This window comes from Reichenbachiella sp. MSK19-1, from assembly GCF_003590315.1.
In the GTDB taxonomy this organism is placed as follows: Bacteria; Bacteroidota; Bacteroidia; order Cytophagales; family Cyclobacteriaceae; genus Reichenbachiella; species Reichenbachiella agariperforans.
Genome location: NZ_MIER01000002.1, coordinates 415,371 through 430,279, shown reverse-complemented (window position 1 = coordinate 430,279; position 14,909 = coordinate 415,371). Strand labels below are relative to the sequence as shown.

Sequence of the window (14,909 nt, the reverse complement as noted above, 5' to 3'; positions counted from 1 at the left end):
AGAAAATAGTAAAAGTAGATTTTCGACCAGCAACCCAGTGACAGACGGTCACTTCCAACTTGAATTTCTTAACTAAACTATATTTCTATGAACACAATGAAAAGTGTTGCAGCGTGCCTATTAGGTATGCTCACAATCTCTGCCTATGCGCAGAACAACAATTCTAATGTCTCTCAGTCCGGCAATTTCAATGCTACGACAGTGACACAATTAGGCAATTCGAATGATGCGTCTGTATTACAGGCGGGCAACTCTAACGAGTCTACGATTACGCAAGACGGAATCGGTACAAATGGGTCAACTAGCTCCGATAACGTAGCTAAACAAACCCAGAAAGGTAGTGATAACGCTGCTTCTATCCATCAAGGTGACTTCAAAGGTGATGCACCGAGCAACATGGACGTTCAAAATGGAGGCAAAGCAATTCAGCTGCAAGAAGGATCTGACAATGTAGCGACTATCAAAATGAGAAGCGGTACATGGGCTACAGGTGGAGAAGCAGTTCAAAAACAGTATGGTGATGACAACACCGCTACTTCTACCTCTTTCAACGCTGGTGCCAAGACCAATCAAGTGCAAAAAGGAACTGAAAACGTTTCGACTGTCACTTCTGCCAATGGCCCCAACAAGGGAAAGACCTACCAAGAAGGTGATCGAAACACTGCTACTGTGGGTATTTTCCGATCGGGAAGTATCGGTAGTGAAGGTGAAATCACTCAATCTGGATCAGACAATGATGGTACCATCAGAATCGAAGGAGCTGGAAGTTCAGCTAAAATCGATCAAAGTGGAGAGTGGAATGAAGCTGAAACTACTCAAAACGGCGATGACAACAAGTCACTGGCAAAGCAATCAGGTGTGAGCAACAAAGCGCTTACTTCTCAAAACGGTGATGATAACGACGCTACGATCAAGCAGTCGGGAGATGATCAACATGCTAGATTCTACGTTGGTGGTGACAACAACACCACGAATGCTACACAAGCGGGAGAAGAAAACTGGACAGCATCACAAGTATTCGGTGATGATAACAGTGTCAAAGTATCTCAGTCTGGTGTTGATAACGTGGCATCTGCTGAAGTACGCGGAGACGGAAACACTACAAAAATCACACAGTCTGGCACAGGAAATACCGTAGGTACTAAATGGTACGGTGATCCAGTAGGTGTACAGCAAACTGGTGATGACAATGCCGCTACGATCACGCAAAGTGGAGATGACAACAGTGCTTTGGTAGCTCAAGATGGTGATGACAATACAGCCACTACTTCGCAAATGGGCGAGGCTAACATCGCTTCTCAAACACAAGAAGGTGATCTAGGTAGCCTGAGCATCAACCAAAACGGAGTCTCGAACACCGCTACGCAAGTACAATACGGTGCAAGCAACAGTGCATCTGCTTCACAAAGTGGTGTGAGCAACAGTGCAACGCAGTCTCAGTATGGAGAAGACAACAGTTTGAAAATCAAACAGTCTGGTGATATGAATGTAGCTAGCCAAGATCAAATGGATCCTGGTACATCTGGAGACATCTCTGGCAACAGTGCGATCATCTCACAATCTGGATCAGAAAACCTAGCGGTACAGAGACAAGGCGGTCATGCCAACGATCACACTGCTGTAATCTCTCAGTCTGGATCTGAAAACGAAGCAAGACAAAACCAATGGACAAGAGGTGGTGATGCTAAAATCACACAAAGTGGTGACCTGAACCTCGCGACTCAGTCTCAAGCTGGTAATGAGCTAAGTGCAACGGCTAAGCAAGAAGGTGAAAGCAATACTTCTACGCAAGATCAAAGAGGAACGCACAACAGTGCATCTGTAAAGCAAGCAGGCGAATCTAACGTAGCGACGCAAACACAAAAAGGCGATTACTACAATGGATACAACACAGTCTCTATCAACCAAGAGGGTGTGAGCAATGAAGCAACTCAGTATACTGGCGAAACGGCTAATGATAACCTAGCTAGCATCAAGCAAACTGGAGACAGCAACATCGCTGACCAAGAACAAAGTGGTCAAGATGGCTCGTTGAAAATCACTCAATCAGGCGAAGGCAATGACGCCACTCAATACCAAGAGGGTAGCGCAAACACTGCTGTAGCGACGCAAGAAGGATCATTCAACATGGCTTCTCAGGAACAATACGGAGCTAGCTCTACCGCTAAAATTGCGCAAATAGGAACAGGCAACGACGCATGGCAAGTACAAGCAGGACTAGAAAATACTGCTAGAATCTCGCAAGATGGATCTTCTAACTGGGCTGCACAAGGGCAAGCTGGCAACTACAACACTGCGCTAATTAGCCAAGAAGGACAGTCTAACTATGCACTGCAAGCCCAAATCCTAGGGTCAAACAACGCTGCATCTATCGATCAAGTAGGAAATGGAAACAAAGCGCTGCAACTAGAGGTACTAGGTGATGACAACTCTGCCGTCATCAACCAAGACGGCAATCTTAACCTATCCGTACAAGGTCAATTAGGCAATGGCAACACGAGTATAGCTAACATTAACGGCACACTGAACAGCTCGATACAGGGACAAGCAGGTGACTACAACGTAGCAAAAGTAAATCAGTCTGGTATGGGTAACATGGCGATGCAAGTTCAAGTTGGCTCGGAGAACGAAGCATACACTACACAATCTGGAACGGGTAACATGGCGACTAGCTACCAGTCTGGTATGGGTAACGTGAGCATCATTACACAAGCAGGTGTAGCAAACTCAGCATTTGTAACACAAGGGAACTAATCCATGCAAATCTTAAGACTAGTTTGGTTATCCTTTATTTTATTGTTTTTTCTTGGGCATAGCTATGCCCAAGAAAACCCTCAAAACCTGACTGTACAAGAGCTAAATGCAGAAAGTCTGCTTCTCAATGAAATCAATCAGTATGGAGGAAACAATTCAGTATATCTAAACCAGTTTGGCAGCTTTGATTATCAAATCAATCAAGCTGGCCTCTCCAACTCAATGCAAGCCTCCCAACAGGGAAATGGCAATACGCAAATGACGCAGAGGGGAAAAGACAACCAAATTTATATCAACACAGTTGGTGCCAATACCGAATTACAAATATTACAAAATGGCAAAGACAACAATATATCGCATTACAGTTATTACGGGACGGACAACTCTACTGAGTATATTCAGAATGGTGACAACAACAATGCGCTCTATATGAACTTCGGTGCTAGTAATCATAACATTGGTATCCAGCAGAAAGGAAACGAACTGAACGTCTCCGTAATCAGTAGATAATTTTCAATGTGCCTCGGGTAGCCGAGGCACATTTATTAACCCCTATACTCCACACTTACCCCAATGAAGATTACCCTGAAAACACACTTCTTCTTATTTTTAATCATCCCTATGTATCTCTTCTCTTCATGTAAAGAAGATACCATAGACTTTAAAGAAAAAGGCAGCATATCTGGCACAGTCCTCCAAGCTGGCACAGGCAACCCACTAGAAGGAGTAGAAATCACCACCGTTCCTTCGTCCAGTGTACTATTTACCGATTCTTTGGGATTCTTTATTTTCCCAGAGGTCGAAACAGGTAACTATAGCGTCAGAGCTAACCTAAACAACTACAATACAGAGATATCTAGCATATCTGTTTTTTCCGACTCGGAAAGCTCTACCACGCTCACCATGAGTCCAGTAGCAGGTCTACTCGTCAGCTCTGCTAACCCTACCCCAGCAGACAATCAAGACAAAGTCAACGTAGAAGTCCAACTCAATTGGCAAAACATGAACGACTCCACCTTTGTGGTATCCTACGATGTAGAAGTCCTAGAGTCCAATTCCAGTACACCCTTCCTGCAAATCAGTGGGCTCACAGACACCCTTTTGGTGCTAGAAAATCTAAAATTCAGCACCCAATACTTTTGGCAAGTCAGTACCAAAAACAAAGAAGGAGAAATTCAATATAGCGAAGTATGGAAGTTCAAAACTATCCCCTTCCCTATCAATCAAATCCTATACACCTCTATCAGTAGTGCTGGCAATCAAGAAGTATTCTCCTCCGACATCAATGGCGACAGCCCTACCCGACTCACCTACAGTAGTCAAAACAAGTACAACCCACAGTACAATAGCAACCGAACCAAAATCGCCTACATTGGCAATGATGGGTTAGAAAACCACATCTACACCATCAACAACGAAGGGGACAAACTCACCAAGGTCACCTCCGTTCCAGTAGCATCCTACCATCAGAATGGTCGAGGCTATGCATGGTCTCCTGACAACTCCAAATTCGTCTACTGCCACTACAACAAGCTTTACCAAATCAATGCGGATGGTAGCAATCTCACGACTCTGGCCACAGCTCCTGCCGATAGACATTTTCGAAGTGTAGACTGGAGCGAAAGTGCCAACAAAATAGTTGTGGAAACCGTCGGGGTGAACATCAACGATGGAGAAATCTACCTTATGAATACCAACGGATCATCCATGACCGAACTTATCGCCGACCAACCTGGTGTTCTAGAAAACCCTAGTTTTTCCATCGACGGCCTTCAGATTGTATTCACTCTAGATGTAGCGGGGCACGAAACACTGAGCGGACGAAAGCTCAATGCACAGATCGTCACCGTAGCACTCAGTGACCCTACAGAATGGACCTACCACGCCGTACTCAAGCCCAATGGCACCAACGATCTATACCCGAGGTATTCCTCCGATGGATCTTTGTTCATTTTCGTGAACCAAAAAAATGATGGCTCGGGTACTAGCAAAATATACACCCTTGACGTAGCGACTGGGCAAGACCGAGTTTTACTCCTAGACAATGCCACCATGCCCGACTGGTTATAAAGAATATTTTAGTGCTTCATATAATTCATCCTATGTTATCCTTGCAATATGAAAAGTATCAGCATACTAGGATGCGGTTGGTTAGGAACACCCTTGGCCGAGCACCTCTCGTCCAAGGGTTATTTAATCAAAGGCTCCACCACGACCCCCGAAAAGCTAGACAAACTAAAAAATCTCGGCATACAACCTTATTTGATTGACCGCTACAAAGCAGAAGTAAAGATTGGTGACCTTTTCGATACTGATTTGATCATCATCAACATACCGCCACGCAATACTCCTGACGACCCTCAGTTTCATCACAAGATGATACAGTCCATTGTTTCGCAGATTGACTTTACAAAGACCAAAATCATCTTCATCAGTTCGACAGCCGTCTATCCTAACCTCTCTGGTGAAGTTACAGAGTCAGACGCCAGCCATAACACCACCAGCCGAGGCGGTGTAGCACTACTAGAAATAGAAGATTTGATAGCGAATCCTGCTACGACCATACTACGATTTGGAGGACTATATGGGCCAGATCGACACCCTGGTAGATTTTTATCAAGCAAGACCCTAGGCGGAAAAACCAATCCTATAAATATGATTCATCTCGACGATTGTATTGGGGTCATTAATTCAATCATGGAACAAAACATCTGGGGAGAACGATTCAGTGTCTGCTCTCCCAGTCATCCGACCAAAGAACAGTTCTATACCAAAGCATGTCAAGCGTTAGGCATTCCAACCCCCATTTTCACTGATGAGGAAACGGACTACAAACTGGTCAATACCGACAAGCTTACAAACACTATTCGCTACGATTTTCAACACTAAGCATTGTAATGCTTCTGCAGGCCATTGATGATATTCCACTGAGCCAGTAGGTAGGTCGACATGACCCAGATTCCTGCGTTAGCCATCGGCATGTAAAATTTATTAAGTGCTAGAAAGGAATCAGATAGCAAAAACAATATAGCACCAAAGATCACTTGGCTCACCCCCTGTTGACCCGACCGACCATTGCGATAGACAGCACTTAGTGCCATACCTATCAAAATCAAGGCATACACCGCTACAGGGATTTTGAATGCCCCGAGCGTTGGCCATAGTGCTGACATGAGTATGCCGTACACCGTCAAAAACGGAATCGCATACAGGCCTTTGGACAGCAAACTCGGACCTGCTACGCCTGACGCTACCGCTCCGCTAAACGAAACCATGTAAAACACATGAGCCACTGCAAAAGCACCTAAACCTATCATGAAGTAAATAGGCTGATCATACATCAACACAGAATCCCCAACAAAAGAAAAAACCAATGCCGCAGCTGCCCACAAAAACGAAGGCGTCAAACGGCCTGTCGTTCCCTGACGAAAATACACCAACAGTACGGGCATCAGTAGTGGTTTGGTAAAGTGCTGTAATTGCGGCACATCAAATATGCGTGTCAATAACTCCGCGATACACACGCCCACAAAAACATACTTAGCAATTTTTTGTCCCTTATTTTTCATCCTTATGCTTCATTAATAACAGGTAAATTACGCACTGTTCTTGAGAATAAATAAACAAAACCGACAGACACGACCGCCGCACAGCTATAAAAAATCATAGGAATATTCGAAAACTCATTGCCATAGATCCAGCCACCGAGCAACGCTCCACTACCTATTCCGATCTCTAGGAATATATACATGGTCGCCATCCCTCTCCCTCTATGATCTACATCGCTCAGGTCTATCGTCCATGCAAATATCGTCGGAGAACAAAGCCCTGCTCCCACACCGTACAATACACCTGTCGCTAAAAGCAACACGGAGGTATCGGCATTCGCCAAAAGCAATAAAGAGATGAAAATGATCGAACAACCCAATTTGAGAACCGGTACTCGCCCAAACTTATCAGAAGCTTTACCTGCCACTATCCTCACCATCAATGATGCTACCGTATAGTAGGTAAAGAACAGTCCACGGTTAGAAAGCGCCAGTTGATCACTGATGTCAGGCATCACCGTCAAGATCGCTCCAAAAGCAAATACAGACACCATCATCATAAAGGCAGGTGCAAAAACCTTAGGCTCGTATATCTCATTCTTTTGGATCACAAAATGATCCCACGACAACTTCTCCTTTTCCTTTAGTGTCTCTTTCATCCCCACCAAAATCAACACTGATAATACCGCAGCAAAAGAGGATGCATAGAACATCACGTCCAACGAAAACTGCTGTGCGATCACAGGGCCTATCGCTGGCCCCATCGCCATCCCGACCGTACCAAAGAAACCCAAAACACCCATCGCTTCTCCTCGCTTATTCCCAGGAATAATATCCGCCACATAAGCCGAAGTACCGGTAGGTTTAAATCCCGTCGAAAAACCGTGAAACAATCGCAACAATAAAAATGCCCAAACACTACCTGCCAGCGGATACATCAGACCCGCTACTCCACAGACCAAAGCACCTACAATCATCACAGGGACACGCCCTACTCTATCGGCGAGTTTTCCACTAAAAGGTCTAGAGAGCCCAGCCGTCACGGTAAACAGTGCTATGATTAATCCTTTGTACGCCCCTCCGCCCATACTCGATAGGTGCGATGGCAACTCAGGAATAATCATGTTGAAACTACCGAAAAAAAGCAGACCACTCAGGCAGAGCAGACCAAATTGAAAGGAATAGATTGAGTTGTTGTTCATCGTCGCAAAACTACACCTAGATAGACTATGTCTTCAGGATAGAGATTTGAAATAACTGTAATTTGGGCGACATTATTCTAAACCACTATAACTGTATCAACTCTGCTAGAAGCTCGTATAAGCAGACTGGCTTCTACGATCTAGTTTCAGATCTTTGAGGAGCTGAGAATTGACTGCTATCCTGACGTAGTAGGACTGACGTGGACCGAATGGCACCCAGTTGAAGCTAAGATTCCAGCAGTGTAGATCTCTACTGACGTTAATCCTTGTCACTGTAAATTCCTTTTCCTCCAGATCATAACCAGAGTTAAAATTGATCCGAGTCTTGTCTGTGATACTCAGTGATCCATTGAAATTCAACGTCTGAGTAATGATAAAATCTTCAAAACCTGTTTTTCGGTAATTGAGCGAATAATTCACATTCAAGCTCCATGGCACATCAAATGGCACATACATATTTGGATCATAAGAGATAAAATCATCCACATTGCCCGCTTCGAAATTCTCATCCTCATTGAACATCCCACTATTATTCCCAAATGGATCATTTGCATTCGGGTCTTGAGCGGGATCTTTACCATTAGATTTAGCGCTCTTAGGTTGTAGTTTCAAACCCACCGACATACTCGTTCGCGTCATCTGCCCTAGACCCTGCCCGTTGTTCCAGGCGAACTTATCGATCTGTCTCTGATGATATGTCTCACCACTAGTAGTCTCTTGCACACTATCTAAGACATACACATAAGGGTCGATCGTCCCACTAAGACTCACATACATGGCTCCCTTAAAAAAAGAAGTCCTCGCATTCCAGTTGATATCACTTAGATTAAACGAATCAGCTAGAAAATTGTAAGCAGACGACAAAGACAGATTGTCGAATATTTTGATTTTTCTATACTCCTCGACCGAATCGACCTTGGATTTCACTTTCATCTCTAGGTTGTTATTGAGAGAGAAAGAGACACTGGCACTCTCTCCACTAGCAGGACCTCCATAGGCAAAACCTTCATATTTAGATAGTCTACGTGTGTTTCCCTCTTCATCAATTTGCACATCTCGATAAGTCCCTTTAGAGGGATCCCCAAAATCAGGACTATAGCTAAAGCCTACATTTGGTGTCATCACATGACGTATCGCCTTGATTTTATCACTCCTAAAATTGTACATACCATACAAACGCGTCGACATGGATGCTCCAGAACTCCACCATCCCGCCCTAGAAAACTGACTCAATGTATCAACTTGTACCCCCTCCAAAACAGGGTCATACTCGTACTTGAGTTCATTAGGGTACCACACCTCAGTATAGTTAAAACTCGGACTGACCGTAAAATACTTCAGCATGTTAAAAGAAGTAGAGACAGGGATTTGATGCCTAGCCCCCATTTTTGCTCGACTAAATAGCAATGGTAAATTATCACTGTTAAAACTTAAAATTTCATCAGAGGCGACGTTAGAATTCACCACATAACTCGGAATAGATACTGGGGAATTGCTCATCTCATTTTTAGCAGATAGCCTATAGGTAAATCCGAGTTTTCCGAGTGCATTGTTTTTCCAATTCCCTACATTCTTAAATGGTTGAATTCTAGAGGCATTGAAACTAATTTCTGGCAAAGTAACACTGGCAACTCCTGTACTTATATTTTGACTTTGTCGTGCGTTTACAGTCAGGTTAAAAGGCGTTCCTTGAAAGGTCTTAGAGTAAGAAATATTAGAGTTGAATTGAGCATTGATACTATTGGTATAGTCATAGCCCACATTGTTGGCATTGGCACTATAGGTAGTCGTACCTCCAGACACAGAAGCCGAAAACCGAGAAGTACCATAAGACTGTGGAGAATGACTCCAATTGACCCATACATCCTTCGAAAAAGAATCATCTTCGAAAGTAGGACTCACTGTCTTATTGTACCGCACTCCTAGATTACCCGAGTAGCGGTAGCGTTTCTTATAGGTAGAAGCGCCGTTCAGTCCATAGCTACCATTCGTGTAGATATCACCAGTCAATTTGAGATCAACATACTCACTGATATCAAAATAATATCCACCGCCTCTCACAAAGAAGCCCCGGTTGTTATCCTCCCCATAACTAGGAAATATAATCCCAGAAGCCTTCTCCCTAGGAGATGGGAACATCCCAAACGGAAATCCAATAGGCGTGGGTATCTCCCCAAAATAGATATTGAAAGGACCCGACAGTACCCTGTCATTAGGTATCACTTTCAGTTTTTTTGCCTTGATATAGTAGTGAGGGTGCTCCAGATTACAGGTGGTATATTTGGCATCACGGATAAACATCTCATCACGCTCGTTCTTCTTGACTCGTTCTCCGTGCATAAAGGCGCCATCTTGCTCTGTGATGATCCCGTTGATCAAAGCCTTTTTGGTCTTGAAGTTATAGATCATGTCATCTGTGACATAGCTATCGCTCCCTTCAGTAAAAACTGGTTTCCCTACTTTCTTACCTGCTGAGTCCAATACATAATTGGCCTGTATCGTATTGCCCACCCAGTCCATCTCTACCCGCTCACCAGTCAAGCCTATATTTCCATACTCGATGCTTCCCTCTCCATATAGGTACATTTTTTGATTGGTCAGATCAAAATAGATCGAATCCTTGGCTTTGTAGTCCACAGTAGTCTCGACGGCATTCTTAGTTTTCTTCTTGGGCACTAGTGTAGAGTCTCCTTGGAGGATAGGAGAATCAGGGCTCAAAAGCGATATGATAGAATCTGGTAAAAAAGAGCGATATTCCGGATAGGAATTTAGAGAATCGAGATACCCGTTTTGGATCAGAAAAGTCACTTTATCAAGGACTTCTGCTGTATCGATTTCAACATTTTGAGAGAACCCTTTTGCCCCTGCTACGATGAATAAAAAGCATAAAAACAGGCGTTTTATATTGGGCACTAGGATTTTCAGTTTCAATTAAAAATATACATTTTTGTACAAAAATATCGCCAATAAAGTTCTAAACAACTCTTGATGAAAAATATTTTAGTTATTGTCTTCTTTGCGCTTGGCATATTATTCGCCTCTTTTAACAATACAGGGGTTAAGGATTATAAGGTCAAAAAAATCGTCATAGACGCAGGCCACGGTGGAAAAGATCAAGGCACCTCTGGTGACTTTTCTCTAGAAAAAGATATCGCACTGAGCATCGCGCTAGAGACGGGCAAGATAATCAACGAATACTTACCAGATGTAGAAGTTATATATACTCGTGCAGACGACAGTTTCCCGACACTTTACGAACGAGCAGACTTAGCTAATAACAACCACGCAGATCTCTTTATCTCTATTCATTGTAATTCTGCCCCCTACAGCGAAACCGTCCATGGTACTGAAACCTATATCATGGGGTTACACAAATCGGATGAAAACTTCGAAGTAGCGATGCGGGAGAACTCCGTAATTACCATGGAAGATAATGCCGAAGCGCACTACGAAGGTTTCGATCCCAACTCTCCAGAGTCCTACATCCTATTCTCTCTATATCAGAGTGCCTACCAATCCAACAGCCTCGAATTAGCTCAAAATGTGGAAGACCAATTCAAAAACCGAGTAGGTCGTAGGAGTCGTGGTGTGAAATCTGCTGGATTTTTAGTACTTTGGAAAACCAGTATGCCGAGCATATTGATAGAAACAGGTTTTCTCAGTAATGCAAAAGAAGAAAAAGACCTCAACGATAAACTTCAACAAACGTATATTGCATCAGGAATCTTTAGAGCATTTAGAGATTACAAAAACGAACTAGAATCAAAAAATTAATCCCAACTGTGACCAAAGAGCTAAAAGTCGGTCTATTCACCGCTATTTCAGGAGCAATATTGTATTTCGGTTTCAACTTTCTAAAGGGCGTCAACTTCTTTAGCAACACGCAACAATTCTATGCCATCTATGAAAACATCGATGGGCTCAACGTGTCCAATCCTGTCATTGTCAACGGCTTTGCTGTCGGACGAGTCAGTGGGATAGAAATTCTCCAAAACCAAAACAACAAAATCATAGTCGAAATTGACATCAAAGGCAATTTGACCGTGGGCAAAGGTTCCTCTGCAGTGCTGATGAATAGCGATTTTCTAGGTAGCAAATCGATTCTTTTGGACATCAAAAACATCGCCCAACCACTAGAAAGTGGCGATACCATACAAGGAGAAGTCGACTTAGGACTGGCAGCTATCCTCAACAGTGCCGAACCTATCACCGAAGACATTGGAGTCATGATCAGTAACCTCAGTGAGGTAATGGCTGGAATGAAAGGAACAGGAGAACAAATCAAAAGCACCCTAAGAAACCTAGATGTCACCGTGTCTAATGTCAATACACTGGTTGTCGAAAACAACAATCATCTAAGAAGAACCTTTGATAACCTCAACGGGCTACTCAAAAATGTAGACACGAAAATTTCTCAACTTGGACCTTTGATGAGTTCTGCAGATAGCACACTAAACAAGATCAACAAATTGGAATTAGAAAAAGCTGTCAACAGTCTCAACATGACACTATCACAACTCGAAACGACCGTCACAGACCTAAACAATGGCAAAGGCTCTTTAGGGAAACTACTCAACGAAGACTCCCTATACACCAATTTGAATCAGGCGATACTCGACCTAGATGAGTTACTCATACATTTCGATGACAACCCAAAACACTTCTTAGGCCCACTAGGACAGTCATCTAAGAAAATAGCAAGAGACCGCGAAAAATCGTCTGAATAAAACCAGAAGATTTTTCGATATGATGCACTTCATTTTGAGTCACAAAGCTTTTGTAAGACGAATTTATCTCCTAATTTGAGATAAATTCATCATACCCAATATGTCTTCTCTAATTGCGTGCCTGTTCTTGTTGATCAGCGGTTTCATAGACCTTCATGCCCCAGTATCACAAAGTGACAGCTTGCAAATCCAATTAGATACAACCACCATCCCTCAGCAAAAAGCAAGCGTCTTATTAACTTTAGCGCGGACTCAACAAGAAAGCAACCCTCAACTGGCCATTCAACACTACGAAGAAGTTCTGCTACTGGCCCAAGAAATGGGGGACAACAACCTCATCGTGTCAACTTACAATGAGATAGGTGCAGCATGGTATTTTGATGGTGATTTGCAAAACTCTATGAAGTACTACTTTATGGCGCTCGATGGGTTAAAAGATATCGAAAGTAACTATAGTCAGTTCTGCAAAATCTACAACAACATTGCTTGGAACTTTCAGAAGCAAAAGGACTTTATCAGAGCACTAGACTACTACAATATGAGCGAAGAGTATTGTCGGCGTTCTAGTCAATCCGCCTATGTAGCACACATACTCAACAACAAAGGAGTCGTCTACAAAGATCTAAAACAATATGACAAAGCTCTTTCCCTTCTCCAACAATCCTTAGAAATCAATCGCCAGAATGAAGACATCAAAAAAGAGCTATTCAACATCAACAACATTGGTGTCATCTATTTGGAACTAGGAAATTACAAAGAAGCCGACCAGTACTTCCTTGAAGCCCTAAGAAGCAATATGGAACGGAATGATCACTACGAAGCAACCCATAATATGACAAATTTAGGCCAGTCCTACTATCTACAAGGAAGATACAAAGAAGCCGAAGACACCCTAAAACACGCCCTAAAACTATCCGAAGTAAACCGATCTACAGACCAAAAACACGAAGCACTGGACTACCTCTACCAGGTCAAACGAGAACAAAAAGACTACAAAGAAGCCCTCACTTACTACACTCAATATCATGCACTAGAGGACAGCCTCTATAAACATGGACAATATACCGATCTCATAGAACTAGAGGCCAAATACAAAGTGGCACAAAAGGAACGAGTCATCCAAGAGTCAAATAACCAATTGCTAAGGCAGCGCTATCTCAATACGATGTTTTTATCTGCGCTAATATTCGCGTTACTACTGATAGGAGTATTGATATGGATATATAGTACAAAAAAACGAAACGAAAGAAAACTCATTTTGCTCAACAAAGAGATCGATGCTCAGAACGAAAAAATACAATCCATCAACCATAATCTAGAACAAACCATAAACAAACGAACCAAGCAGATCCAAGAACAAAACAATCAACTCAGAGAGTTCGCATTTATGAACTCTCACAACATACGCAGGCCTCTATCCAACGTCCTAGGTCTACTCGCCCTTCTGGAAGACGAAAACGATCCCGAAAAAATCAAAGAGCTCGTTTTCCTAGCCAACCAAACTGCCTCGGAGATGGATCAAATCATCCAAGACGTCAACATCCAACTGAAAGAAGGCGAACTATAAATTCCCTAACATTAGTCTGCACTCAGACTACCGCTAGTCTACTTTGCAATGTATATTTGCAGCAAAAACAGCATAGCATATGACGCTTCACAATGACTTATTGATTCGTGCCGCCAAAGGTGAAAAAGTAGAACGTGTACCCGTATGGCTGATGAGGCAAGCCGGCCGTATACTTCCCGAATATCGAAAAGTCCGAAATAGCGTCAGTGGTTTTATCGAACTAGCCAAGACACCTGAGCTAGCCGCAGAGGTCACGATACAACCTGTCGATCTATTAGGGGTAGATGCCGCCATTATCTTCTCGGACATTCTAGTTATCCCAGAAGCCATGGGACTACCCTATCAGATGATAGAAAAACAAGGCCCTTGGTTCGAAAATACCATTCAATCGGCCAAAGATCTCTCTAAAGTCCGCATTGCCAGCCCAGAGGAAGACCTGTCCTATGTACTAGATGCGATCAAAATTGCAAAAAAAGAACTCAACGGCCGTGTGCCTTTAATCGGATTTGCAGGAGCTCCATGGACTATCTTCTCCTACATGGTAGAGGGAGCAGGCAGCAAGACCTTCTCCAAAGCAAAAAAGATGCTCTACGCAGAACCAGAGCTATCCCACCAACTCCTAGACATGATCACTAACAGCACGATACTATACCTCAAAGCACAGATCAAGGCAGGAGCAGACCTAATTCAAATCTTTGACTCATGGGCAGGTATATTATCTCCAGATCAGTATGATACATTTGGACTGAAGTACATCAGCAAAATCTGTGATGCCATAGACGAAGTGCCCATCACAGTCTTTGCAAAAGGAGCATTTTTCGCACGAAAACGCATGAATGAGCTCAAATGTGAAACTATCGGACTGGATTGGAACATGAGCATCTCAGCCTCTAGAAGATTGATTGGAGACAACAAGACATTGCAGGGAAACCTTGATCCATGCGTGCTATACAGCTCTGATCAGGAGATTGAAAAACACACGATCCAAATGCTTGAAGACTTTGGAGGACACAGGCACATCGCTAATTTAGGCCATGGCGTATATCCAGATATCTCTCCAGAGAAAGTAAAGGTCTTCATCGAGACCGTAAAAAACTGGAGAGCTAGTTAA

Annotated in this window: 11 protein-coding genes; 8 read left to right on the top strand and 3 right to left on the bottom strand. The window is 43.2% G+C overall.

All coding sequences use genetic code 11. From position 1 onward, the window contains the following. Positions 1 to 87: 87 nt before the first annotated feature. The 4 genes from BGP76_RS01920 to BGP76_RS01905 all read left to right on the top strand — a co-directional run bounded on the left by BGP76_RS01920 (position 88) and on the right by BGP76_RS01905 (position 5,643). On the top strand, positions 88 to 2,754 hold the full coding sequence (locus BGP76_RS01920) for a hypothetical protein (protein WP_119843412.1): 2,667 nt from the start codon (positions 88 to 90) through the stop codon (positions 2,752 to 2,754). A gap of 3 nt (positions 2,755 to 2,757) precedes the next feature. Continuing rightward, complete coding sequence (locus BGP76_RS01915; protein ID WP_119843411.1) at positions 2,758 to 3,264, top strand: hypothetical protein; 507 nt, start codon at positions 2,758 to 2,760, stop codon at positions 3,262 to 3,264. 63 nt (positions 3,265 to 3,327) lie between these two features. Continuing rightward, entirely contained in the window at positions 3,328 to 4,824 is a 1,497-nt protein-coding gene (locus tag BGP76_RS01910; protein WP_119843410.1) for a carboxypeptidase regulatory-like domain-containing protein, read from the top strand. Positions 4,825 to 4,872: 48 nt separating this feature from the next. Then, on the top strand, positions 4,873 to 5,643 hold the full coding sequence (locus BGP76_RS01905) for an SDR family oxidoreductase (RefSeq protein ID WP_119843409.1): 771 nt from the start codon (positions 4,873 to 4,875) through the stop codon (positions 5,641 to 5,643). On the opposite strand, the gene BGP76_RS01900 is transcribed toward BGP76_RS01905, so the two are convergent. From BGP76_RS01900 to BGP76_RS01890, 3 genes are all read right to left on the bottom strand, one after another. Continuing rightward, positions 5,640 to 6,323 (bottom strand): lysoplasmalogenase, encoded by a 684-nt coding sequence (locus BGP76_RS01900; RefSeq protein WP_119843408.1) that lies wholly within the window; start codon positions 6,321 to 6,323, stop codon positions 5,640 to 5,642. The two genes, BGP76_RS01905 and BGP76_RS01900, sit on opposite strands and share 4 nt — an antisense overlap. A gap of 2 nt (positions 6,324 to 6,325) precedes the next feature. Beyond that, positions 6,326 to 7,504 carry an MFS transporter gene (locus tag BGP76_RS01895; protein ID WP_119843407.1) on the bottom strand — a complete coding sequence of 393 codons (1,179 nt, stop codon included), beginning with the start codon at positions 7,502 to 7,504 and terminating at the stop codon, positions 6,326 to 6,328. 105 nt (positions 7,505 to 7,609) lie between these two features. After that, positions 7,610 to 10,435 (bottom strand): putative LPS assembly protein LptD, encoded by a 2,826-nt coding sequence (locus BGP76_RS01890; protein WP_119843406.1) that lies wholly within the window; start codon positions 10,433 to 10,435, stop codon positions 7,610 to 7,612. A 57-nt stretch (positions 10,436 to 10,492) separates the two neighbouring features. Here BGP76_RS01890 and BGP76_RS01885 point away from each other — a divergent pair, with 57 nt between their 5' ends. The 4 genes from BGP76_RS01885 to hemE all read left to right on the top strand — a co-directional run bounded on the left by BGP76_RS01885 (position 10,493) and on the right by hemE (position 14,909). After that, complete coding sequence (locus BGP76_RS01885; RefSeq protein ID WP_073119793.1) at positions 10,493 to 11,278, top strand: N-acetylmuramoyl-L-alanine amidase; 786 nt, start codon at positions 10,493 to 10,495, stop codon at positions 11,276 to 11,278. An 8-nt stretch (positions 11,279 to 11,286) separates the two neighbouring features. Further along, the gene (locus BGP76_RS01880) at positions 11,287 to 12,231 is read left to right on the top strand and encodes an MlaD family protein (protein WP_158583999.1); all 945 of its coding nucleotides are present in this window, start codon (positions 11,287 to 11,289) and stop codon (positions 12,229 to 12,231) included. 100 nt (positions 12,232 to 12,331) lie between these two features. Continuing rightward, positions 12,332 to 13,798 (top strand): tetratricopeptide repeat protein, encoded by a 1,467-nt coding sequence (locus BGP76_RS01875; RefSeq protein ID WP_119843404.1) that lies wholly within the window; start codon positions 12,332 to 12,334, stop codon positions 13,796 to 13,798. Positions 13,799 to 13,877: 79 nt separating this feature from the next. Then, positions 13,878 to 14,909: a uroporphyrinogen decarboxylase gene (gene hemE, locus BGP76_RS01870; RefSeq protein ID WP_119843403.1), complete on the top strand. Its 1,032-nt coding sequence runs from the start codon at positions 13,878 to 13,880 to the stop codon at positions 14,907 to 14,909.